This window comes from Anaerococcus sp. Marseille-P3625, from assembly GCF_900232825.1.
In the GTDB taxonomy this organism is placed as follows: Bacteria; Bacillota; Clostridia; order Tissierellales; family Peptoniphilaceae; genus Anaerococcus.
The window spans coordinates 472,326-496,073 of the sequence record NZ_OCTP01000010.1; the positions used below are offsets into that span (position 1 = coordinate 472,326).

Consider the following 23,748-nt stretch of genomic DNA (forward strand, 5'->3'; position numbering starts at 1 on the left):
TTAAATATTATCATCTTCTAGGATTTCTCTTCTTAACATATCACCTTTTTCAAGAGGTAAATCAATATATATCAGAATTTTTTCTTTAGGTTTGTTAGCTACTTCTATATTTTCACCCTTGGTATTTTTCATATTATCGATTTTAAATTTGTAAAAATCTTTAGAATTTCCAAAAATTTCTATTTCTTCATCTAAAAAAAATCTATTTCTTTGCTCTATTGTTGCTATTTTACTATTTTTATCGTAATCTAAAACCGTACCTATAAAATCATAATTTCTAATATAAGAAGAATTTTCGTAAATTTGATCGTTGCCATCTGGTTTTTTATGGAAAAAGCCTTTGGTATAATGTCTGTGACTTGCTTTTTGTAGTTCTGTAAAATATTTATCTATTATTTCTTTGTTATAATTCCCCTCATAATAAGCATCTATTACTTGTCTATATGATCTTACAACGGTTGCTACATAAAAAGCTGTTTTCATTCGTCCTTCAATTTTAAAACTATCTATGCCAGCTTCTATAAGCTTATCAATCTCATCAATTAGGCAAAGATCTTTCGAATTCATAATAAAAGTACCAGATCCATCTTCTTCTATTGGATAATATTCGCCAGGTCTAGTTTCTTCTTGTATGCTGTATTTCCACCTACAAGCTTGGGCACAATCTCCCCTATTTGCATCACGACCTGTCATGTAATTACTTAGTAAGCACCTTCCTGAATAAGAAATACACATAGCTCCATGAATAAAGACTTCAATTTCTAGATCTTTTGGAGTATTTTTTCTGATTTCAATAATCTCTTCTAAAGATAGTTCTCTAGCAAGAATAACTCTTTTAGCACCCATTTTGTACCAAAAATTTACTGTAGCAGTATTTGTAACTGAGGCTTGAGTGCTTACATGGATATCTATATCTGTTAGTTCTTTTGCTAATGAGAATATTCCAGGATCTGATATGATAAGAGCATCTACTCCTATCTCTTCCAAAAACTTCAAATAATCCTCTATTCCATCCAAATCTGAATCGTGGGGTAAAATATTCATAGTTATATGAACTCTCACATTGTTAGCGTGAGCGTAATTTACAGCCTCTTTCATAGCTTCTCTATCAAAATTTTTAGCATTAGCTCTAAGTCCAAAGCTATCGCCTGCCATAAATACAGCACTAGCTCCAAATTTTACTGCAGCTTCTAGTCTTTCCATATCTCCAGCTGGAGCAAGTAATTCTACTTTTTTTTCTTGCATTAATTCTCCTTAACACTTAAAGTTAGTCCATCGCCAATAGGTACGATAGTGCTTCTAAAATCAGCTCTATCGACAACATAAGCCAAATAGTTTCTTAGTCTTTTAACTATAGTTATCATTCTCTTATCGACTAAATCATCGTTTAGAACCATGCCTCTAAATAATACATTGTCGGCAATTATTATTCCATTTTTATTTAATAACTTCGAAGTTATCTTAAAATAGTCAATATAATGCGCTTTATTTGCATCAATAAAAACAAAATCAAAGCCTTGGTTTATTTTACTCAAGGCTTTAATTGCATCATCATTTATTAAATTAATCGGTGCATTATATTTTTTGAAATTATTTTTTGCAATATCAGAAGTTTTTTCATCAATTTCTATTGTTGTGATCTTTGCCTTAGTATATTTATAAAATACTAAGGAAGAATAACCAATTGCGCTTCCAATCTCTAAAATAGTTTTCGGAGTATTTATTTCCAATATTGCTTTTATAAACTCTTTTGTCTCAATATTCATAATTGGAACATTGTGTTTTTCAGCATAAGCTCTTAATTCCAAAAAATCATTGTCTTCAATAATATTTTTTAGATAAGCTGAAGTATGTGGATAATTAATATATTTCATTATTATCGACTTCAGAAATAACTGGAAGAATCATTGGATCTCTACCTAATTCATTGTAAAGGTATGATTTTAAATCCTCTCTAATCTGATATTTGATTTGACTTAAAGCTCTGATTTCTTCTTTTTGGCATTTTTCTATTGATCTTAATACTACTTCCTTTGAATTTTCAATGATATCTTGATTTTCTTTAACATAAACAAAACCACGTGATACAATTTCAGGACCTGCCAATAAAGTTTGACTATTTCTATCAAAAGTTATTGAAACAACCATCAATCCATCTTCAGATAAATGCTTTCTATCCTTTAGAACTATATTACCAACATCGCCAATACCAGAACCGTCAATTAAAACTTTACCTGCTTGCACTTTTCCAGAAACTTTGGCAGATTTTTTTGTAAATTCTAATATATCTCCATTGTCTAAAGTGAAAATATTCTTTTTTTCCATTCCCATATCTTCAGCAATTTTTTCATGGGTTTGCAATTGTCTTGCTTCTCCATGGGCAGGAATGAGGTATTTTGGTGTAGTTAATTGATACATAAGCTTAATTTCTTCTTGACAAGCGTGTCCTGAGGCATGAACTTTGGCAAGTGAAGCATATATTATATTTACACCTATTCTTGTTAATTTGTTTATTGTATTGTTAATAGAAATTTCATTTCCAGGAATAGCTGATGAGGATAAAATTACAGTATCTGTTTCATTTAGATGAATTTGCTTATGCTCACCATTTGCCATTCTAGTTAATGCTGATAAAGGCTCTCCTTGTGTTCCAGTAGAAAGAACAACAACTTGATCATCAGAATATTTTTTGATATTCTTCATATCAATCAAAGTATTGTTATTAATTTTTAAATAGCCTAAATCACTAGCAATTTTAACGTTGTTTATCATACTTCTACCAGAAAGTGCTACTTTTCTGTTGTATTTTTCTGCAGCATAGATTACTTGTTGAACTCTATGAAGATTACTTGCGAAAGTTGCGACAATAATTCTACCAGTAACTTGTCCAAATATTCTAATAAATGTATCACCAACCTCTTTTTCACTTATTGAAAAACCGGGTCTTTCTACGTTTGTACTATCAGCATAAAGAGCCAATAAGCCTTTTCTACCAAGCTCTGCTATTCTTTGGATATCAGTTGGATCGCCATCTATTGGCGTAAAGTCCATCTTAAAATCTCCAGTAAATAATATACTACCTACAGGTGATTTTAGAGCAATGGCACAAGAGTCAGGTATTGAATGGCTAACTCTAATAAATTCAAGACTCATTTCTCCAACTTTGACCTTATTATTTACGTTAACCATTTTTATTCTATTAGGATTTAAGCCATGTTCTTTAAACTTACTTTCTAATAAACCCTTAGTTAATTTGGAACAATAAACGTTTGTATCTATATTTTTCAAAAAATATGGGATTGCACCTATGTGATCTTCATGACCATGGGTTACAAAAATTCCTTTTAATTTCTCTTTATTTTCTTCTATATAAGTAAAATCTGGAATTACTATATCAACTCCAAGCATATCTTGGTCTGGAAATGTTAGACCGCAATCTATCATTACCATATCATTACCATATTCTACTACTGCACAGTTTTTACCAATTTCCTGCATTCCTCCAATTGGTATCAATTTTAATTTTTTTTCATTTGTCATTTTTACTCCTTGATTTCTGACATTCGGAGCAAGTACCATAGATCCTAAGTGAATAGTAATTTAAATCAAAGTCATATCTTTGTTTCAATTCTTTTTTTAACTGATTTGTTGATATACATTCATCTTCGATAATTTTTCCACAATTTGTGCAAATAATATGATCATGATGGGAATTAGAAGAATCAATCAACTCGTAAGTATAAGCATTATCAGTAAATTCTTGTTTATTTACAATTCCTAATTCGTCGAATATATTAAGCGTTCTATATATAGTTGCAATGCCAACTTGTTTATTTTTTTCGCGCACTATAGAAAAAAGTTCCTCTGGGGTAACATGTTTTGGTGAACTTTCTTTTAAAGCTTTAAATATTATTTCTCTTTGTTTAGTATATTTTTGATTATTTTTTTCAAAAATTTTTTTTATATCACTAGTTTCCATCTGTTTCATCTTTCATTTGTTCATAGAGTTCGATAATTTCATCTAATTCTTTTTGGTCACTGATACTCTTAAATAAAACTTCTTTATCGTTATTTATTACTTCCATGATAAGAATCATATCATCATTATCTTTTTGTAATGCACAATAATTTTTATCATCAACTCCGAAAGTGTCTATTATATTAAATTTGACTTCATTATTATTTTCATCGTATAAAATGATATTATCCATTGGTTCTCCTATCTAAATAGGTTTGCAATATAAATGTTGCAGCTATTTTATCAATATATTTTTTTCTATTCTCACGCCTTACATCCATGTCTATAAGAACTCTCTCAGATTGTAATGTGGTCATTCTTTCGTCTTCATATACAATTTCTTTATCAGTTTGTTTTCTTAATAAATCTACAAAGCTCATTACTTTCATTGATTGAGGCCCAATTGAATTATTCATATTTTTAGGTAAACCTACAACAATCTGGCTAACTTGATTGTCTTCGATAATTTTAAGTAACTTTACTATGTCTAAACTTGCTTTCTTTCTTTTTATTGTTTCTAATGGATTAGCTATCAAAAACATAGGGTCGCTTAATGCAACCCCTATTGTTTTATCTCCTATATCCAGGCCCATGATTCTAGTCATTGATATAGCTATTTAATAATTCTTCAATTATTTCATCACGATCAACGGCTCTGATTAGTTTTCTAGCCCCATTGTGAGCAGTTATATATGTCGGGTCTCCGGATAATAGGTAACCGACAATTTGACCTGTAGGTTTGTATCCTTTTTCTTCAAGAGCAGAATATACAGTATTTAAAATATCTCTAATATCTTTTTTCTGATCTCTTTCAGGTTTAAATGCAATAGTTTCATTTAAGTTATTATTATCAGTCATTTTAACTCCCTTTATATTAATTGACGTGCTTTCTCTAAAGCAAGATCAATCTTTGAAATATCTTTTCCACCAGCTTGGGCGAAGTTCTTTCTTCCTCCACCGTTGCCACCTGTAATTTGACTTATTTCTCTTACAATTTTACCTGCATTATATTTATCGGTAAGATCTTGATCAACTGATACTGTAAATACAATTTTTCCATCTAAAACACTTACAAAAACAATGATTAATTTATCAAATATTTGTTTTAACCTATTTTCGTAATCGCGCATTTCATCAATACTAGCATCATCAAATTTGTATATCAATAAATTGAAATTTTCTTTTTGAATAACATTTGATTTTAAATTTTCAAAAACATCTTTGCTTGATGTGGATTTCAATTTTTTAATTTCATCTTTTTGATTATTAATTTCTGATTTTAGAGATTCTATTTTCTGTTCTATAAAATCTGGTCTAGAAGAAATTAAATTTGCTATCTCATCGATTTTTGAAATTTTTTCTTGGAGTAAATTGTAAACTTTATTGCCAGTTATTGCTTCAATTCTTCTAACTCCAGCTGATACTGATGATTCGCTTACTATTTTAAACATTAAAATATTTGATGAATTATCAACATGACAACCACCACACAATTCTTTTGAGTAATCACCAATAGAAACAACTCTTACTTCATCCCTATATTTATCTTCAAATAATCCAATTGCTCCCATCTCCTGAGATTTTTTAAATGGAACAATTTCCTTATTTACTGGTAATTGTTGGCAGATTTTATCATTAATAATATCTTCTATTTGTCTTTTTTCTTCTTTAGTTAAAGATTGGTTGTAGGTAAAGTCAAATCTTAATTTTTCTTCATCAACTAAAGAACCTGCTTGTTTTACTTCGTTACCTAAAATATCTTTAAGAGCCTGGTCTAAAAGATGTGTTGCTGAGTGATTGCGTGTTATAGCTAAACGTCTGTTTTTATCAATCTGGAATAAATACTCCTTTTCTGTTTCTAATGTCCCTTCTAAAACTTCAACATAATGAAAATAAATATCATTTTTCTTTTGAACATCATTTACACGAACTTTTGTATTTTCTCCTAAAATAAAACCAGTATCTGCTACTTCGCCGCCACCTTCAGCATAAAATGAAGTCTTATCACTTACTACTATACCTTCTTGACCTTCTTTTAGCGATACCAATCCGCTATTTTTGTCAAATAAATTTAAAATTTTAGCTTTTGTTGTGAAATTATCATAGCCAATAAATTCAGTTATTTTAATTCCATCAGTTACTATATTATCTAAAGACCAACCAGCATCTTTTTTTCTTGCATTTCTAGCTGTTTCTCTTTGTTTTTCCATTTCTTGATCAAAAGTTTTTATGTCAACATCATAATTAGATTCGTTTAAAATTTCTTTTGTAAGATCTATTGGAAATCCATAAGTATCATAAAGTTTGAAAGCTTCTACTCCATCTAGAATTTTAGATTTTTTCTCTCTAATTTCATCAATTAAAGTGTTAAGTCTTTCAAGTCCTTGCTCGATAGTTTTTTGGAATCTTTCTTCTTCTTCTATAACTACATTTAGAATATTTTCTCTATTTGTAACTAGCTCTTCATATTCTACTTTATAAGAATCTATAACCTTATCTACTATTTTTGATAAAAATTCACCTTGAATGCCCAATAATTTTCCGTGTCTATAGGCTCTTCTTATGAGTCTTCTAAGTACATAACCACGTTTTTCATTAGATGGTAAAACACCATCGGAAATAAGGAATGTCATTGCCTTAGCGTGATCTGTTATAACTCTTATAGAAACATCATCCTTAGGATTTTCTTTATATTTTTTATTAGAAATTTTTTCTATTTCTGAAATAATATCTTGAGCTATATCAACTTCAAAAATATTATCTTTATTTTGAACTATCATAGCAATTCTTTCAAGACCCATACCAGTATCAATATTTGGATGAGCAAGTGGTGTGTAGTTTCCTTGGCTATCTTTGTTAAACTGAGTAAATACTAGATTCCAAACTTCCAAAAATCTATCTGAATTATCATTGCCAGGCTTATTGTCGTTACTGTCAATGGCTTTTGATTGTCCTCTATCTACAAAAATTTCGGAGCATGGTCCGCAAGGGCCAACTTCTAGTTCCCAGAAATTATCCTCCTTACCTTGTTTTAGGATTCTTTCTTCTGGCATTCCAATATCATTTTTCCATATATCAAATGCTTCTTGGTCATCCTTGTATACAGTAACCCAAAGTTCATCTTTAGAAATTTCTAATTTTTGAGTTAGAAATTCATAAGCCCAAGATATAGCTTCTTTTTTGAAATAATCTCCAAAAGAAAAATTTCCTAGCATTTCAAAATATGTTCCGTGACGTTCAGTTTTTCCAACTCTTTCAATATCAGCAGTACGCACACATTTTTGTGAAGAAGTAGCTCTATTATTTTTCATTTTTTCTTCACCAGTGAAATATTTTTTAAGAGGAGCCATCCCTGCATTTATCAATAGTAAAGACTCATCGTCTTTTGGTATTAATGGAAATGATTTTAAAATAGTGTGATTTTTCTCATTGCCAAAAAAGTCAATATATAATTTTCTTAACTCGTTTACTCCTAAATTTTTCATTTATTCTCCTAAATCATGTTAATTTATAATTTCATCTATAGTTAAAGAATCTATAGTATTATTTATAGCTTCATCTATTTTGTTAAAAGCTAAAAAAGCGTTGCACTTATTATCACAGTGATCTTTATTATCAAAGCAACCGCTAATGCTAAAATCTCCCTCTAAAATCCTTAAAACTTCGCCAACCGTTAATTCTGATGGATTTTTGATTAGTCTATAACCGCCTTTTGGACCTCTAATAGATTTTACAATTTTTTCTTTTTTTAGTATTCTAATTAATTGTTCTAAATAATTTTCTGACAAAGATAATTGTTCGGATATTTCTGATACTGGTATGTATCCTCTAATTTCATTTTCTGCTAAATAACAAACGGCCCTTAAACCATACCTACTTCTAGTTGATAATTTCATAATACCACCTATACAGTTATCAAATCTCTTAATGATTGATAAAATTTTTCTCCTATGCCAGTTACATTTTTAATGTCTTCTATTTTTTTAAAAGGAGTATTTTCTCTATATTCTATAATAGCCTCAGCTCTTTTTTCACCAATATTTGGTAATGTCATAAGCTCTTCTTTGCTTGCTTTGTTGATGTTTATTTTCTCTATTTCAGTAGATGGCTTATCTAATATCAATAGATTTTCATTTGTAGTTGATGGTTCATCTTCAAAATCATAGATGCTAGGTATGTAAATTTTCATTTGATCTTCTAATTTCATAGCTAAATTTATTTTTTTGCTATTAGCATCTTTAGTTAAACCACCAGCTCTTTTTACCAAATCATCTAATCTATCGCCATTATTTACTTCATAGACTCCTTCTTTGTTTATCTCACCAGCTATATGTACTTTTATTGTTTCATTAGCTTGTGTTTGATTAGAATCTTCTTTTGTTTCTTCTGTTTCTTCGAATTCATCATCTGAGCTAAACAAGGAGATTTTTGAGTCAGAAAAACCATCTTCTTTATGATCTATAAAATTATTTGCTATTAAAGCCACTAAAGCTATTATTAGTCCAATTATAAGCTTATCTTTAATCTTATCTTCCATTTTCACACCTAGATATTATTGGCAAAGATTACTCACTCAACAAATTATCTATGCCATAAAATTCTCTTTGCTTTCTTGTGAATATATGTACAATAATATCATTAGCATCTATCAATATCCATTCGCCTTCTCTAAATCCTTCTTTAGAAATTAAAGAAAAACCATTCTTGATTAATTCTTCTTCAATGTAATCAGCCAGAGCTTTAGTTTGTATAACTGAAGTACCTGTAGCGATTACAATTGTATCTGCAATTGAAGAATTTTTCAGATTAATTACATTTATATCTTCTGCTAATCTATCTTCTAAAACTTTTAATATTATCTCTAATTTACTCATTATGCTCCCTAATTAAATAATTATATGCTTCTATAGTTAATGGATGAATAAGAATAGATTTTTCCACCAAGTAAGTGATATTGCGACTTAAGCTATATAAAATAGCCTTATCCATATCATTTTCAGCAAGTTTTCTAATCTGATCTACTCCTGGATAGTTTCTTTTACTTTCTATGGCATCTGCAAGATAAATAATTTTATCAAGCTTTGTCATACTAGCTCTCCCTGTAGTATGAAATCTTATTGCATCCAATATATATTCATTATTTATATTATACACTTTTTTGGCAACTTCTGCTCCAAGAAATGAATGAATTACATTTTTAAATTCTAAATCTGATTTATTAATATTATCGCCATAAAGTTTTAAATATTTCTTTTCATTATATTTAGCACAATCGTGTAAAATCGCAGCAGTCCTTACAAAATCCTCATCTAAATCATTGTTTAATTTAATAGCTGCATCCATAACTCTTTTGGAGTGTTCAAATCTTTTTCTTCCAATATCTTCAATTAAATTATTTTCCCATTTTTTAATGTCATACATAAAGTTTATTCTCCATGATAAAGTCATAAACATCGTCTGTCACTAAATATCTAATACTCTTTTTATCTCTTACTAAATTTCTAATTAATGTTGATGAAATGTTAATATTTAGATTATTGATAAGATAAATATTTTCTTTGTTAGTTTCCTTAACTTTTTTTACTAGACTACTTTGAGAATCGATGCTTGATCTTGCAAAAACTATTAAGTTTTCTTTTAATAAATCCTTATAATTTTTCCAACTTTCTATGTTCATAAAAGAATCTTCGCCCATAATATAATAAAATTCATCAGATGGATATTTTTCTTTGAAGTAATTTATAGTCTGATAGCTATAAATTACTTCGTTATTATCTGCTTCAAAAGTGGAAAGAATTATTCTATTATTATTTTCTATAGCTTTTTTGACCATATCAACTCTAAGCTTCACATCAGTTTTATCTTTATTTAGCTTATGGGGAGGATTTGAACTTGGCAAAATAATAATTTTATCTAGATTCATAAAATTTAGAACATTTTCCATAACTATCAAATGCCCTAGGTGAATTGGGTCAAAAGTTCCACCAAAAAGTCCGATTTTCATAGTTATACCTGATTATAATTCGAATTTATTATCATCACTTTTTCTATATATTGTTATTATACTTCCTAAGTGATTTACAAAATCAGCATTTAAACTATTTAATATATTTTCAAGTATTTCATCTTGATCGTCTAAATTATTATTTAGTATTTTAATTTTTATTAATTCTCTAGAACTAAGAGCTTCATCTATTGCCCTAATTACTTCATCGGTAATAGAATTTTTTCCTATATTTATTACTGGTTTGTAATCGTGACTTAAAGATTTAAGCTTTGCTCTTTCTTTAGCATTAATCATATTTCCTCCTATTCATAATATTCAAAGACAATATCGCCAATTGCTACACTATCTCCTTCTTTTATTCCCATTTCTTTTAATTTATCAAAAACTTCCATTTCTCGAAGTTTCTTTTCAAAAAACATCCTTGAATCGTAATCTTCCATATTTATTTTTTCAAGTAAATTATCAACTCTTCTACCTGTAACAACAAAAACGTCGTTTTCTTTAGAAAAATTAAGATCAAATTCAATTTCTTTATTATAAAATTCTTCCAAAAAATTCTCATCAACTTCTTCTAATAAATCAAATTGTTTATCCTCAGATTTTGATAATAAATCATAGGCTCCATCTAATAATTCTTTTATACCATTAGTTGTAGCTGCAGAAATTTTATAAATTTTATAATCATTTTTAAAAGTTTCTATAAATTTACTTGCATTGTCATTAAAGTCTAAATCTATCTTATTTAGGGCAACTATCATTGGTTTATTAGCAAGTTCCTTGTTATATAATTCTAACTCTTTATTTATAAGATTAAAATCTTTTATAGGATCTCTTCCTTCTATGCCAGAAATATCAACAAGATGAATTAAAACTCTACACCTTTCTATATGCCTTAAGAAATCGTGACCTAAACCCTCTCCCTCATTAGCACCTTCTATAAGTCCTGGTATATCAGCTACAATAAATGACCTTTCTTTGTCAATATTTACAACCCCTAAATTTGGATTTAGTGTTGTAAAATGGTAATTTGCTATTTTTGGTTTTGCTTTTGAAATAACAGATATTAGTGTTGATTTTCCGACATTTGGAAGACCAACTAGTCCTACATCGGCAAGTATTTTTAATTCTAATATAAGATTTATCTCTTGACCTTTTTTACCATTTTCTGCAAATCGGGGAGCTTGTCTTACGGAGTTTTTAAAATGAACATTTCCTCTTCCGCCCCTGCCACCTTTTGCAATTAAAAATTCTTCTCCATCAACTTTAAAATCTTTTATAATTTTATTAGATGTTTCTTCTCTTAATATTGTGCCTACAGGAACTTTTATAATTAAATCTTCGCCTTTTTTGCCAAATTTTTTGCTCTTGCCACCAGCTTCTCCATTTTCAGCCTTAAAAATCTTTTTAAATTTAAAGTCATCTAAAGTAGAGAGATTTCTTGTAGCTTTTATTATAATACTGCCACCATCTCCTCCATCTCCACCTGCAGGACCACCGGTTGGCTCATATTTTTCACGTCTCCAAGCTATAGCTCCATTTCCGCCATTGCCTGCTTTTAGACTTATTTTTGCCAAATCTATCATGATAAATTCCTCTCACATAAAAAAGCTTGCCGAAAAGCAAGCTTTAGTTTCTTAAGCAATATCTTGTTTTGGATAAACAGAAACTTGTTTTCTGTCGCGTCCTTTTCTTTCAAATTTTACAATACCTTCATTTAAAGCATAAAGTGTATCATCTCCACCTCTTTTTACATTGTTACCTGGGTGGATTTTTGTACCTCTTTGTCTAACAATGATAGTTCCAGCATTTACAAATTGACCATCAGCTCTTTTTACTCCAAGTCTTTTGCTTTCTGAATCTCTACCGTTTTTAGAAGAAGATACTCCCTTTTTACTTGAAAATCTTTGTAGATTAATATTTAATATCATTTCATATCTCCTATAATATATTTGTATAAGCTTTTACAAAGTCATCATAACTTTGCGTTAGTGTCCAAATTCCTGTAGAAAAAGTATTTAAAATCACTTCTGAATCGTGAGATGGATTTTTAACTAATAATTTCATAGTTTCTTCATCATCTTTAAATTCAAAATCATAATTATATGAATCGAGTGAATTAACTGTAGTATAAGCAAGCATTGATACTGCAGCACAAACTATATCTTTACCAGATTCATCATAATCTGCATGACCAGTAATTTTAAAACCTCTTATAAGATCATCAATATAGATTATCTCTACTTTAATCATTAGTTAGCTTTGATGCTATCGATTTTTACTAAAGTATAAGGTTGTCTATGACCGTGTTTTTTTCTATACATTTTTTTAGGTTTATATTTGAAAACCACAATCTTCTTTGCTTTGTTTTGATCTTCTACTGTTGCAGAAACTTTTGCGTTTTCAACTGTTGGGCATCCAACTTTTACATCATCATCGTTAGCTACTAGTAGTACATCTTCAAATTCAACAGTTTCTCCTACTTGGTAAGGTAGTTTTTCAACTCTTACTAAGTCACCTTCTGATACTTTATATTGTTTACCACCTGTTTTAATTATTGCGTACATAGGTGTCCTCCTAACTTAAAATTCTCGCCAGTGTGGGTGATCAGTACCTAAACTGAGCGGTTTACCTTTAAATGATACTATTTGTATTATAGTTTGTCAACTATAATATTTAAATTTCAATAATTTCTAAAGTTTCTAAAGCTTCATTAATTAAATTTTCTATGTCTAAATTATTTTCATCATTTTCTATATATTTTAATCTTGGTTTTGTAACTGGTTTATCTGGTGCAAATATTGAACAACAATCATCAAAAGGTTCGATGGATTTCTCATATGAACCGATCTTTTTTGATAGATCGACTATATCTTTTTTATCCATGGCAATTAATGGTCTAAATATTGGTAAAGCTGATGCATTTTCTACAACAGTAAGAGATTCTAAAGTTTGACTTGCTACTTGTCCTAGACTATCACCTGTTACTAAAACTTGAAAATCGAATTTATTAGCTAATTTTTCACAAATTCTAACCATAAATCTTCTTGAAATAATAGTTGTATTTCTTCTATCACAATTACTTGCAATAGCCTTATATATTTCAGATAGATTTATGATAAATAATTGCATTTTTCCTGTATAATTAGACATTATTTTAGCAAGATCTATGGCTTTTTCTTTAGCTTTTAGTGAAGTATAAGGGTAGGAATGAAAATGTATAGCATTTATTTTCATTCCTCTTTTTGCCATCAAAAATCCTGCTACTGGAGAATCAATTCCACCAGATAATAAGAGTAGCCCATTACCGCTACTACCAATTGGAAGTCCACCAAGACCTGGATATCTTTTTGTATAGACATAGGCTGAAGTTTTTATATCTATGAAAACTTTAAAATCTGGTTTGTGAATATCTACTTTAAGATTATTAAAATCATCTAGGATCTTATCACCAATTATCACATTCAGCTCAGGTGAAGTGTATTTAAAAGATTTATCGACTCTTTTTGTAATTACCTTAAAAGTTTTATTTTCATTCCCATAGTTTTCTTGGATTGATTTTTTTACAGCTAAATAAATATCATTCTCATCTTTATTTACTTTATAAACTTTATCAATATATGCTATACCAAAAACTTTTTGTATTTGTTCAATTAGTTGGTCAAAATTATCGATATTTGCATCAATATATAATTTCCCACTTTCTAAATAGAAATTATCATAACCAATTACTTTAATGTTATTTTCTATATGAGCTAAAGCATCGTTGAAGAATTTTTTTCTATTTGCACCCTTTAAAAATAATTCTCCAAAGCTTACTGCTAATAAAGCTTTCATATCATAACCTTTCTAATTTCTTCTATCTTCTCTTTTAAAATACATATTGTTTGATCTAATTCTTCCTTTGTATTTGTATCTGTAAAAGAAAATCTTATTACCCCATCTTTATACTTATCATCAACTCCAAGAGCTTCAAGAATTCTATTGTTATTTCCCTTTGAGCAAGCAGAACCACTTGTTACATAAATTTCCTTATCTTCTAGCATATGTAAGAGCACTTCTGATTTTATCTTAGCAAATCCAATACTTAATATATTAGGGCAAAAATTTGTATCAGGAGTAACAATGTAGTAATCCTTTATATTTTCTTTAATTAGATTTCTAAAATATAAATTTAATTCATTTATATAATTTTTATTATAAATCTTAACCTGTTCATCTAATGCTATTCCCATGGCGTAAATAGCTGGATGATTATTTGTTCCTGATGAAATAATCTGTTGCCTACCTCCAAATAAAACTGGAGAAATTTTGCCTATTATTTTACTATTTACATACAAGGCTCCAACGCCCTTTGGGCCGTGAAATTTGTGAGCTGAAAAACTCATTAAATCAACGTCTAGTTTTTTTACATCGCAAGATACTTTGCCAAGAGCTTGGGTTGCATCAATATGGAAAATGATATTTTTATCAAATGCCTTAATGATTTTAGAAATTTCTTCTACATTTTGTATGGCACCATTTTCGTTGTTAACATAGATAATAGAAACTAGTTTAACTTCATGGGTTAAATTCTTTCTTAAATCGTCCAGATCAATAAAACCATGTTGATCATTTTTTAAGTAAATAATTTCTTTATAATCATTGTTTTTAAAAGCGTCAAATACTGAAGAATGCTCAATTTTACTAGTAATTGCTATTGAATTTGGACTTGAAAAAGATTTAATTACAATATTATTAGATTCAGTTGCTCCCTTGGTGAAATAAATTTCATTTGGATTAGAATTAATAATTTTTCCTATAATTTCTTTGCTCGTTTTTATCAATTTCTCAGATTTCATGCCAAAACTATTTAAAGATGAAGAATTTCCAAAACAATATTCTTCTGCATAATCTCTGGCTTCTTGAGCTTTTTTATAAATTTTTGTTGTTGCTGCATTATCTAAATATATCATCAATACTCCTTAATTATATAATTATATTACTAAGAATAAATATGGCAAATCAAGTATAATGGATTTATGATTAGCTTTAAAAAATTATATGCACCAGAAAATCTAAATAAAAACGAAATCATTTTAGATATCGAAACAACAGGCTTAGATAAGAGTGAAGACCAATTAGTTCTCCTTGGATTAATCACTTACGAAGATGATAAGTGTTATATAAGGCAATATTTTGCAGAGGATGATTCCGAAGAAAAAAGACTATTACAAATTTATTTAAAAATTGCAGAAAACAAAAAAATTATAAATTTTAACGGCAATAAATTTGATATTCCTTTTCTAAATTATAGATTGGAAAAATATAAGTTGATGCCAATCTTTCCTGAATCTTACGATATTTATAGTATTATTTGTAATTATAGAAAATTTTTTACTTTTGAATCTATGAAATTAGTCGATATAGAAAAAAATATAGGAATATTTCGTAATGATCCAAGCAGATATAAGACAATTAGCAAATTAACTGATGATATCTCTAAAAGAGATAATCCAAGACCTATAATGATCCATAACGAAAATGATTTGATAGCTACAGAAAAATTGGCAAATATAGAAAAATATTTTCTAAAAGAGCTTACTATTGATTCTAAAGCAAATAAACTTACTTTAAATTCAATTTGGATAAATAATGATTTGGCCAAGATAAATCTTATAAGTAAAACTCCACTTATAGAATCTTATTTTACTTCCGAAAATTATGAATTAAGAACAAATGGAAATTCTATAGAGATTATTCTTCAGGTTATTTACGGGCGATTTGATAAAGAAAATAAGGGTCATGTAACTTTAAATACTTTCAATATAGAAAATGAAAGTGACACTATAATAGATCCAAAATTATTGATTATAAGAGAAAATCACAGATACAATTACAAAAACATCTTAAAATTATCAAAAAAAATAATAGAGAACCAGCTATAAGTTCTCTATTTGCCAATCTATTGGCTCAAGGCCATTTGATATTAGAAAATTATTTGTCTTAGAAAAAGGTTTAGATCCAAAAAATCCTCTAGATGCTGAAAGTGGAGAAGGATGAACAGATTTTATAATCAAATGATTTGCATTTGTAATTAATTTTTCCTTACTTTGAGCATTTCTACCCCACAAAATAAATACCATAGGTTTTTCTCTATCATTTAAAATCTTTATTATATTATCCGTAAGGATTTCCCAACCGATATTCTGGTGTGAATTAGCCTCTGCTTCTCTTACAGTTAAGGAAGTATTTAATAACAAAACTCCTTGATTTGCCCACTTTATTAAATATCCATTATTTGGAATATAAGTTTTGATATCATCGTGCATTTCCTTATAAATATTTAATAATGAAGGTGGAATTCTCACACCTTTTTTTACTGAAAAAGCATAACCATGAGCTTGTCCCTTACCATGATAGGGATCTTGTCCTAAAATTACTACTTTGCAATCTTTATAAGAAACAGATTTTAAGGCATTAAAAATATCGTACATATCTGGATATATGTTGTAAGTTTTATATTCCTTTATAAGATATTTTCTTAAATTTTGATAATAAGCCTTATCCCATTGGTCAGCTAAAAGCATATCCCAATCATTTCCGATATTAACACTCATTTAATTTTCTCGCCTTGGTCAAAAAATATCATATATATTATGAGTAGTCCACTACCTAAAGTAACAAAAATATCAGCAACGTTAAAAACAGGGAATTTTACAAAGGCGAACTCTATAAAATCTACAACATATGCGTTAAATAGTCTATCGTAAAAATTTCCCAAAGCTCCTGCTATAATAAATGCTATTGCAATATTTAAAAATTTGTTATTTTTCTTATAATTTTTAATAAAATAATAAATTAAAAATCCTACAATAGCAATTGTAAGTATTAAAAAGAAAAATCTATTGTTTTGTAAAATTCCAAAGGCTGCTCCCCTATTTTCTAAATAAGTAAAGTTTAATATCTTTCCAGATATTGGATTTTCTATAAAATTATTTATAGCATAAATTTTACTAACTCTATCTAAAATTAAACCAAGTATTATAATTAATATATATATCATCTAATTTCCTTGTAAGTAATGTGAAAATTACCTTTTTTACTTTTCCCAGTTATTTCTTCGAAGATGAAACGTCCATATTTTCTAATTGAAATCATAGAATTTTCATCTATTATCCTTGATGGATTATCGATCATTTCAAAATCTACTTTGACGTTTTTGTTTTTTATAATTTCTTTTGCCTTAGATCTTGATAAATTTATAAATTCAGCTACCAAAATATCTAATCTAGTTGATGCCACAAATCCTCTATGGTCAATATATGTTAATGGCGTTATTTCAAGATTTTGTATCTCTTTAATTCTAATATTAATAGATTCTCTTTTTATTTTATTTAAGTTAAATCTTATAAAATTAGAAATCTTATTTAAAACTGCCATCTGGCAAATATTGTCATTGATTACTATATCTCCAATATTTTCCCTATCAATATTAAGACTCATTAAAGCTCCCAATACATCAGGATGACTTAGATTTTCATGGTCAAATTCTAAAATACTTATATAATTAGATTGGTCAAGTTCATAATAAGAAGAGGAAACAAATATTTTTCTTTCAGCCAAGTCATTGCCGCCAATGAAATCTATCTTTATATTGTTTTTTTCAGCTATATTTGCTATAACTTTTTGCTCAAATGGATCCAAAAAGAAGCTGGATTCTTCTGAATCTCTAATATAAGATCTTTCAAGTATTGTCAAAGCTTTCCTTATAGAAGATTTTTTACTTTTATCACTTATAAAATTTAAATTATATTCTAATTTCATACAAATAAAATAAGCTGCTAGCTAATAAATAATTATAAGTAAGCAGCTATTAATTGAGATTAAAGTTGATTATAATTGCCTTCAGAAATTTGATCTGTTATAGCACTATTTACTTCAACGCCTTTTGGAGAAATCACAAAAATTCCTTTTGTAACTTTTTCTACAGTTCCTTCTAGGGCATAAACAGCTCCAGATACGAAGTCAAATATTCTTCTTCTCATATCGGTATCAACCATTTCGAGATTTAAAACTACTACTTTTTTATCTAAGATATCATCAATTACACTTGGTGCATCTTTTTCATAATCGAGTGGTTCGTGGATGCTAATTCTCATAGTTGATCTATTTGCAAAATTATTATCATTCATTTTTCCTATACTATCTCCTCTTTTTGATGGTCGTTTATAATTGTTTGACAAACCATAATCACTGTTTTTATAACTAGAATCAAAATTGCTAAAACTACTTGATGATGAGTAATTAAAAGAGCTATCAAAAGTGTTACTATCGGAATAATCACTTTCATAAGTTAAAGATTTATCTTTATTGTCAGTATAATCACTATCATCTAGTAAATTAGTGTAATTTTCCTTAACGGTTGATTTAGATTCATCTTCATTTTTTGGATAATCATCGTAATAATCTTCATCATCTTCGTAATTATCGTCTATACCAATAAATTCTTTAAATTTTTCAAACATAACATTCCCTTTACTATATTTTCTTACTTATATTATATCTTATAATATCAATTAGTAAAAATTTTTTTAAAATTCACTTTTTAAGTTTCTACCCATTAAATCACAAGCAGAATCATTTGCGGATTTCCCTTCGAATAAAACCTTGTAAATTTCATTGGTTATCGGAAGCTCAATATTATTTTCATTAGCTTTTTCATAAATTGCACGTGTTGTAGGAATACCTTCGACTACCATATTTATTTCGTTTGTAACTTGATCAATTGTACATCCCTTGCCAAATAAGATACCAGCTCTATTATTTCTAGAATGTTTGCTAGTTGCAGTAACTATTAAATCACCAATTCCAGCAAGTCCGTTAATTGTTTTTGGATTAGCGCCAAAGTTTACGGCAAATTTAGTCATCTCGTGAATTCCTCGAGTCATAATTGCAGCTTTTGTATTATCACCATATCCTAAACCAGTAAGCATTCCTATGCATAGGGCTAAAATATTTTTAATTGCACCACCTAATTCAACTCCTACTACATCAGTTGAAGAATAAACTCTAAAGTAATCAGTATTAAATATTTTTTGAACATCTTTTGCTAATGATTCATCTTCGCAAGCACAAACAACGGTTGTAGGCATTTTTATTATTACTTCTTCAGCATGGCTTGGTCCAGATAAAATAATATAGGGATTATCTCCTATTACTTCTTTAAATATTTGAGATATTCTATAATGAGTTTTAAGTTCTAGGCCCTTGGATAAGTTAATAAATATGTGATCTTTATTTACAAAATTTTTGCAATTTACCAAAACTTCTCTAACTGCTTGAGTTGGAATTCCATTAACTATATATTTATTTTTAAATAAATCGGAAATATCATTAGTAGCTCTTATACGTTTTGAAAGCGAATAATTATTTAAATATTTTCTATTATAATGCTTGGCATTTATATAATTTACATCTTCTTCATTTCTGCTATAGATTAATACATCAAAATTTTCCGATAAGACACTTGCAATGGCTATTGACCAAGAACCTGCACCAATTATTGAAATTTCCATAAAATCCTCTTTTTTGTTAAAAAAGTTTCTTTTCTTGTCCATGAATTAATCTATCAATATTTGATCTGTGTCTAAAGACCACCATAAAGCTTAAAAACATCATTACCCAACAAATAGGTGTAAATCCATATCTAAAAAGGCTTGCTAGAAAAACAGTTATCGCAGATAGGATTGAAGCTAAAGATACGATATGACTTAGCAAAAAAACAAGAGCAAATACAACAACCAAAATCAAAGCATACTTGTAGTCTATAAATAAGAGTCCACCAAAGGTTGTAGCTACTCCTTTACCGCCTTTAAAATTTAGGAACACACTGTACATGTGACCCATTACTACAGAAATATAACATATTAGCATGCCATTATATCCTGATAACTTTTCCCCGATGAGCACTGCCAAAAATCCCTTTAAAATGTCTATAGCAAAAGTTACTCCACCAGCTTTTAATCCAAAGTTCCTTAAGGCGTTAGTCGAACCTACATTCCCTGACCCTAATTTTCTTATATCGGTATTAAACCAAGCTTTGCCAATAATATATCCTGAAGGTATAGAACCTAAAATAAATGCAATTACTGCAGCTATAATTATCATTTGCTTGCTCCTCTCTCATTTAGTATAAAGCTAAATGGAACACCTATTAAGTTGTAATTTTTCCTAATTTGATTTTCTAGATATCTCATATATGAAAAATGCATCAAGTTTCTATCATTAACAGAAAGCATAAATTTTGGTGGTGCAGTAGATACTTGTGTCATATAAAATATCTTTAATCTTTTTCCTTTATCTTGTGGTGGTTGATTAAGCATTATAGCATCTTGTAAGATTGTGTTAAGGACTCCTGTGGAAATTCTGGTATTATAATTGTTGTCTACAACTTCTATCATATCTAGAAGTGTATCTATTCTTTGATTTTTCAAAACAGATACAAAAACTATAGGTGCATAAGGAGCAAAAGATAATGAATTTCTAATTTCTTTTTCAAAATCTTTCATTGTATTGGTTTCTTTTTCAACAATATCCCATTTATTAACGACTATTATAATGGCTTTTCTATTATTGTGGGCATATCCAGCAATTTTTGTATCTTGTTCTGTTACTCCTACAGTTGCATCAATCAAAAACAAACATATTTCAGCACTATCAACAGCATCAAATGTTCTTTGATTTGCATAGTATTCAACATTTTCTTTAACTTTATTTCTCTTGCGTAATCCAGCTGTGTCTATTAATACATAATTTTTATCATTATAGGTCCAGTTTGTATCTACAGCATCTCTAGTTGTACCAGCAATATCTGTAACTATCATTCTCTGATCGTTAACAAGCAAATTAACAAGTGAAGATTTGCCTGCATTTGGTTTTCCTATAATTGCAATTCTTGTCTCATCTTCAATATTCTCAAAAGAATCAAAATTTATCTTTTCTATTATTTTATCTAATAAATCTCCCAATCCCTTTGATTGTTCTGCTGAAATAACTGCTAAATCATCAAAACCCAATGCATAAAAATCATAAATATCATCAGGAATTTTATTATTATCAATTTTATTAACAACAATAATTACCGGCTTATTATATCGTCTAATAACATCAGCGATTTCGTTATCATAAGGACTAAGACCTTCTTTTCCATCGACAACAAATAAAATTAGATTTGTCTCTATTAGAGCTTTTTCAACTTGAGATTTTATTTCTTGATTCATTATTTCCTTATTAGAAATATCAAGACCGCCTGTATCAACAAGACTAAATTTTTTGCCCAGCCAATCTACCTTATCAACAACTCTATCGCGAGTTACGCCACTTACATCTTCTGTGATAGATTTTTTCTTGCCAACAAGTCTATTAAATAAAGTACTTTTCCCAACATTAGTTCTACCTACTAATGTAACAATAGGCATTGCCATTATTTTTCTCCATAATTAAAATTATTTCTAAGATTTGATTTTTTATTAGTAATCTTTTTGAAAAGTCCATTTAATTTTTTACTCATTAAATTTTTCTCACTTTCATTATTTTTTTACTTTTTATCTTAGAATCAAGTTTTTTTACTAGTAAAAATGAAATTAGTAAAAAAATCGCAACAAATAAAAGTGTCATAAGGTTTAAATCGTAATTAGTATTTTTAAAAAATACATTTGCTAAAAATGCTCCCAAAACCATCATAATAACTGGAAAGATATAAACATATATTGAATATTTATTTATATCTGAAGCTTTTGATTCAAGTATAACCTTATCTCCTACTTTTATATCATCTGGACTAAAGACATTTATTAAAGTCTCTTGCTTTTGACCACAAGTTCCATTAGCCGCACAAGATCCGCAAGCTTCATTTCTCATGACACTTACTAACAAATTTCCTTTATTATTTTCGACAACTACACCTTCTTTAGTCATTGTTGACATCAATATCACTCCTTATATAAATTCCCAAATCATTCAATGTTTTCTTATCTACAATTGTTGGTGCTTCACTTAGTGGGCAAGAGGCTGATTGAGTTTTTGGAAATGCTATAACATCCTTTATATTATCAGTCTTAGCAAATAACATTAATAGCCTATCAAGGCCATAAGCAAGTCCAGCATGAGGAGGTGTTCCATATTTTAATGCTTCAATGAAAAATCCAAATTTTATTTTTATATCTTCTTCTGTAAGATTTAATGCTTCAAAGATTTCTTTTTGTAGATCAGAATTATTAATTCTTACAGATCCACCACCCATCTCATCTCCATTTATTACAATATCGTAAGCTTGAGTTCTTACCTTTTCTGGATGAGTTTTTAATAGTGGAATATCTTCTTCATTAGGCATCGTAAAAGGATGGTGTTGAGAAACATATCTTTGTTCTTCTTCACTGTATTCAAACATTGGGAAGTTTACTACCCATGTGAGTGCATAGTCTTTTTCGTATAGATTGTTATCTCGAGCAATTTTATTTCTTAGTGCACCCAAAGCTTCTAAAACTTTTTTATCCTTATCAGCTGCTATTAAAATTAAGTCATTATCTTCGATTTCTAATTGAACTTTTAAATTGTCCATAATATCATCGGTTAAAAATTTAGATATTGAAGAATTGATTTCATCTGCATATTTAATATATGAAAGACCCTTTAAGCCATAATCTTTTACAAAATCGCTTAGCTTATCAAGAGCTTTTCTAGAATATTTATCAGCAAGATTCTTAAAGTTTATTGCTCTAACTGATTTTCCATCACTTGTATTTTCGGAGAAAGCTTTAAAATCAGAATTTTTCCATATTTCAGAGATATTTTTTATTTTATAGCCAAATCTTAAATCAGGTTTATCTGAACCATAAGATTCGATTGCTTCAGAATAATCCATTCTAGGAATTGGTAATTTTAAATCATAATCTGTGTATTTATCAAAAAGTTCTTTTAATAAACTTTCGTTAACTTCGATTACGTCATCTTGGTTAGCAAAAGATAATTCTAGGTCAAGTTGGGTAAATTCTGGTTGTCTATTGGCTCTTAAATCTTCATCTCTAAAGCATTTAACAACTTGAAAATATCTATCAAGAGATCCTATCATCAAAATTTGCTTAAATAGTTGTGGGCTTTGAGGAAGGGCATAAAATTCACCTGGTTGTAAACGTGAAGGTACTATATAATCTCTTGCCCCTTCTGGTGTTGGTTTTGTTAAAAATGGAGTTTCAACTTCGGTAAAACCATTTTCATACATATGCTCTCTTATTGTTCTAATAATATCTGATCTAAGTTTTAAATTCCTTTGTACGGATGGTTTTCTCATATCAAGATATCTATATTTTAATCTCAAATTTTCTGCTACATCATCATCATCTTTGATGTAGATTGGAGGAGTATTTGCCTTATCTAAGACATTTATTTTCAAAGCTACTAATTCTATATCGCCTGTTGCAATATCAGGATTTTTGCTTTCTCTTTCTCTAACAATTCCTTTTACTTCAATTACATATTCACTTGCCAAATGACTTGCTGTTTCGTGATTTTCCTTGTCATCTTCCCTAACTACTATTTGAGTTATTCCTGTTTTATCCCTAAGATCAACAAATACTAGAGATCCAAGATTTCTTTTTTTGGCAACCCAACCCATCAATACAACTTCTTTACCGATATCTTCTTTTCTTAATTCGCCACACATGTGGCTTCTTTTAAATTCCATTAT

30 protein-coding genes are annotated in these 23,748 nt (G+C 28.7%); 1 reads left to right on the forward strand and 29 read right to left on the reverse strand.

The genetic code is table 11. The features are described from left to right. The 20 genes from CS884_RS03570 to CS884_RS03665 form a co-directional block, all read right to left on the reverse strand. Positions 1-1,245, reverse strand: a complete 1,245-nt coding sequence (locus CS884_RS03570) for a U32 family peptidase (protein ID WP_099320697.1) — start codon at positions 1,243-1,245, stop codon at positions 1-3. After that, positions 1,245-1,874, reverse strand: a complete 630-nt coding sequence (locus CS884_RS03575; RefSeq protein WP_099320698.1) for an O-methyltransferase — start codon at positions 1,872-1,874, stop codon at positions 1,245-1,247. The genes CS884_RS03570 and CS884_RS03575 overlap by 1 nt, the downstream gene beginning before the upstream one ends. Further along, positions 1,861-3,540: a ribonuclease J gene (locus tag CS884_RS03580; RefSeq protein WP_099320699.1), complete on the reverse strand. Its 1,680-nt coding sequence runs from the start codon at positions 3,538-3,540 to the stop codon at positions 1,861-1,863. Before CS884_RS03580 ends, CS884_RS03575 begins: the two co-directional genes overlap by 14 nt. After that, on the reverse strand, positions 3,530-3,979 hold the full coding sequence (locus CS884_RS03585; RefSeq protein WP_099320700.1) for a Fur family transcriptional regulator: 450 nt from the start codon (positions 3,977-3,979) through the stop codon (positions 3,530-3,532). Before CS884_RS03585 ends, CS884_RS03580 begins: the two co-directional genes overlap by 11 nt. Continuing rightward, positions 3,969-4,211 carry a DUF1292 domain-containing protein gene (locus CS884_RS03590; RefSeq protein ID WP_099320701.1) on the reverse strand — a complete coding sequence of 81 codons (243 nt, stop codon included), beginning with the start codon at positions 4,209-4,211 and terminating at the stop codon, positions 3,969-3,971. The genes CS884_RS03585 and CS884_RS03590 overlap by 11 nt, the downstream gene beginning before the upstream one ends. Further along, positions 4,204-4,623: a Holliday junction resolvase RuvX gene (gene ruvX / locus CS884_RS03595; protein ID WP_099320702.1), complete on the reverse strand. Its 420-nt coding sequence runs from the start codon at positions 4,621-4,623 to the stop codon at positions 4,204-4,206. The genes CS884_RS03590 and ruvX overlap by 8 nt, the downstream gene beginning before the upstream one ends. After that, positions 4,616-4,876: an IreB family regulatory phosphoprotein gene (locus tag CS884_RS03600; RefSeq protein ID WP_099320703.1), complete on the reverse strand. Its 261-nt coding sequence runs from the start codon at positions 4,874-4,876 to the stop codon at positions 4,616-4,618. The genes ruvX and CS884_RS03600 overlap by 8 nt, the downstream gene beginning before the upstream one ends. A gap of 11 nt (positions 4,877-4,887) precedes the next feature. Next, positions 4,888-7,503, reverse strand: a complete 2,616-nt coding sequence (gene alaS, locus CS884_RS03605; protein ID WP_099320704.1) for an alanine--tRNA ligase — start codon at positions 7,501-7,503, stop codon at positions 4,888-4,890. An 18-nt stretch (positions 7,504-7,521) separates the two neighbouring features. Beyond that, positions 7,522-7,914 carry an Rrf2 family transcriptional regulator gene (locus CS884_RS03610; protein ID WP_099320705.1) on the reverse strand — a complete coding sequence of 131 codons (393 nt, stop codon included), beginning with the start codon at positions 7,912-7,914 and terminating at the stop codon, positions 7,522-7,524. An 8-nt stretch (positions 7,915-7,922) separates the two neighbouring features. Further along, complete coding sequence (locus CS884_RS03615) at positions 7,923-8,555, reverse strand: helix-hairpin-helix domain-containing protein (RefSeq protein WP_099320706.1); 633 nt, start codon at positions 8,553-8,555, stop codon at positions 7,923-7,925. A gap of 28 nt (positions 8,556-8,583) precedes the next feature. Beyond that, entirely contained in the window at positions 8,584-8,892 is a 309-nt protein-coding gene (gene rsfS, locus CS884_RS03620; RefSeq protein ID WP_099320707.1) for a ribosome silencing factor, read from the reverse strand. Then, the gene (gene yqeK, locus CS884_RS03625; protein WP_099320708.1) at positions 8,885-9,439 is read right to left on the reverse strand and encodes a bis(5'-nucleosyl)-tetraphosphatase (symmetrical) YqeK; all 555 of its coding nucleotides are present in this window, start codon (positions 9,437-9,439) and stop codon (positions 8,885-8,887) included. Before yqeK ends, rsfS begins: the two co-directional genes overlap by 8 nt. After that, positions 9,432-10,022, reverse strand: coding sequence for a nicotinate (nicotinamide) nucleotide adenylyltransferase (nadD, locus tag CS884_RS03630; RefSeq protein ID WP_099320709.1), 591 nt, complete (start codon positions 10,020-10,022; stop codon positions 9,432-9,434). The genes yqeK and nadD overlap by 8 nt, the downstream gene beginning before the upstream one ends. 12 nt (positions 10,023-10,034) lie before the next feature. After that, positions 10,035-10,319 carry a ribosome assembly RNA-binding protein YhbY gene (gene yhbY / locus CS884_RS03635; protein WP_099320710.1) on the reverse strand — a complete coding sequence of 95 codons (285 nt, stop codon included), beginning with the start codon at positions 10,317-10,319 and terminating at the stop codon, positions 10,035-10,037. Positions 10,320-10,327: 8 nt separating this feature from the next. Continuing rightward, entirely contained in the window at positions 10,328-11,608 is a 1,281-nt protein-coding gene (gene obgE / locus CS884_RS03640) for a GTPase ObgE (RefSeq protein WP_099320711.1), read from the reverse strand. Positions 11,609-11,659: 51 nt separating this feature from the next. After that, complete coding sequence (gene rpmA / locus CS884_RS03645; RefSeq protein WP_180753297.1) at positions 11,660-11,950, reverse strand: 50S ribosomal protein L27; 291 nt, start codon at positions 11,948-11,950, stop codon at positions 11,660-11,662. 13 nt (positions 11,951-11,963) lie between these two features. Further along, positions 11,964-12,275 (reverse strand): ribosomal-processing cysteine protease Prp, encoded by a 312-nt coding sequence (locus tag CS884_RS03650; protein WP_099320713.1) that lies wholly within the window; start codon positions 12,273-12,275, stop codon positions 11,964-11,966. Beyond that, positions 12,275-12,589, reverse strand: coding sequence for a 50S ribosomal protein L21 (gene rplU, locus CS884_RS03655; RefSeq protein WP_099320714.1), 315 nt, complete (start codon positions 12,587-12,589; stop codon positions 12,275-12,277). The genes CS884_RS03650 and rplU overlap by 1 nt, the downstream gene beginning before the upstream one ends. A 109-nt stretch (positions 12,590-12,698) precedes the next feature. Then, positions 12,699-13,859: a tRNA uracil 4-sulfurtransferase ThiI gene (thiI, locus tag CS884_RS03660; RefSeq protein ID WP_099320715.1), complete on the reverse strand. Its 1,161-nt coding sequence runs from the start codon at positions 13,857-13,859 to the stop codon at positions 12,699-12,701. Then, positions 13,856-14,977, reverse strand: coding sequence for a cysteine desulfurase family protein (locus CS884_RS03665; RefSeq protein WP_099320716.1), 1,122 nt, complete (start codon positions 14,975-14,977; stop codon positions 13,856-13,858). Before CS884_RS03665 ends, thiI begins: the two co-directional genes overlap by 4 nt. A 66-nt stretch (positions 14,978-15,043) precedes the next feature. Here CS884_RS03665 and CS884_RS03670 point away from each other — a divergent pair, with 66 nt between their 5' ends. Beyond that, positions 15,044-15,949, forward strand: a complete 906-nt coding sequence (locus tag CS884_RS03670) for a ribonuclease H-like domain-containing protein (protein WP_099320717.1) — start codon at positions 15,044-15,046, stop codon at positions 15,947-15,949. Here CS884_RS03670 and CS884_RS03675 read toward each other — a convergent pair. The 9 genes from CS884_RS03675 to aspS form a co-directional block, all read right to left on the reverse strand. Then, complete coding sequence (locus tag CS884_RS03675; RefSeq protein ID WP_099320718.1) at positions 15,944-16,621, reverse strand: uracil-DNA glycosylase; 678 nt, start codon at positions 16,619-16,621, stop codon at positions 15,944-15,946. The two genes, CS884_RS03670 and CS884_RS03675, sit on opposite strands and share 6 nt — an antisense overlap. After that, complete coding sequence (gene lspA, locus CS884_RS03680; protein WP_099320719.1) at positions 16,618-17,067, reverse strand: signal peptidase II; 450 nt, start codon at positions 17,065-17,067, stop codon at positions 16,618-16,620. The genes CS884_RS03675 and lspA overlap by 4 nt, the downstream gene beginning before the upstream one ends. After that, complete coding sequence (locus tag CS884_RS03685) at positions 17,064-17,828, reverse strand: YlmH/Sll1252 family protein (protein WP_099320720.1); 765 nt, start codon at positions 17,826-17,828, stop codon at positions 17,064-17,066. The genes lspA and CS884_RS03685 overlap by 4 nt, the downstream gene beginning before the upstream one ends. Positions 17,829-17,887: 59 nt before the next feature. Beyond that, positions 17,888-18,529 (reverse strand): cell division protein SepF, encoded by a 642-nt coding sequence (locus tag CS884_RS03690; RefSeq protein ID WP_099320721.1) that lies wholly within the window; start codon positions 18,527-18,529, stop codon positions 17,888-17,890. 66 nt (positions 18,530-18,595) lie between these two features. Next, positions 18,596-19,579 carry an NAD(P)H-dependent glycerol-3-phosphate dehydrogenase gene (locus tag CS884_RS03695; protein ID WP_099320722.1) on the reverse strand — a complete coding sequence of 328 codons (984 nt, stop codon included), beginning with the start codon at positions 19,577-19,579 and terminating at the stop codon, positions 18,596-18,598. Positions 19,580-19,595: 16 nt separating this feature from the next. Next, positions 19,596-20,171, reverse strand: coding sequence for a glycerol-3-phosphate 1-O-acyltransferase PlsY (gene plsY / locus CS884_RS03700; RefSeq protein WP_099320723.1), 576 nt, complete (start codon positions 20,169-20,171; stop codon positions 19,596-19,598). After that, positions 20,168-21,487 carry a ribosome biogenesis GTPase Der gene (gene der / locus CS884_RS03705; RefSeq protein ID WP_099320724.1) on the reverse strand — a complete coding sequence of 440 codons (1,320 nt, stop codon included), beginning with the start codon at positions 21,485-21,487 and terminating at the stop codon, positions 20,168-20,170. Before der ends, plsY begins: the two co-directional genes overlap by 4 nt. An 85-nt stretch (positions 21,488-21,572) precedes the next feature. Further along, positions 21,573-21,989 (reverse strand): SoxR reducing system RseC family protein, encoded by a 417-nt coding sequence (locus CS884_RS03710; RefSeq protein WP_099320725.1) that lies wholly within the window; start codon positions 21,987-21,989, stop codon positions 21,573-21,575. Beyond that, positions 21,973-23,745 carry an aspartate--tRNA ligase gene (gene aspS, locus CS884_RS03715; RefSeq protein ID WP_099320726.1) on the reverse strand — a complete coding sequence of 591 codons (1,773 nt, stop codon included), beginning with the start codon at positions 23,743-23,745 and terminating at the stop codon, positions 21,973-21,975. The genes CS884_RS03710 and aspS overlap by 17 nt, the downstream gene beginning before the upstream one ends. Between the last annotated feature and the right edge of the window lie 3 nt (positions 23,746-23,748).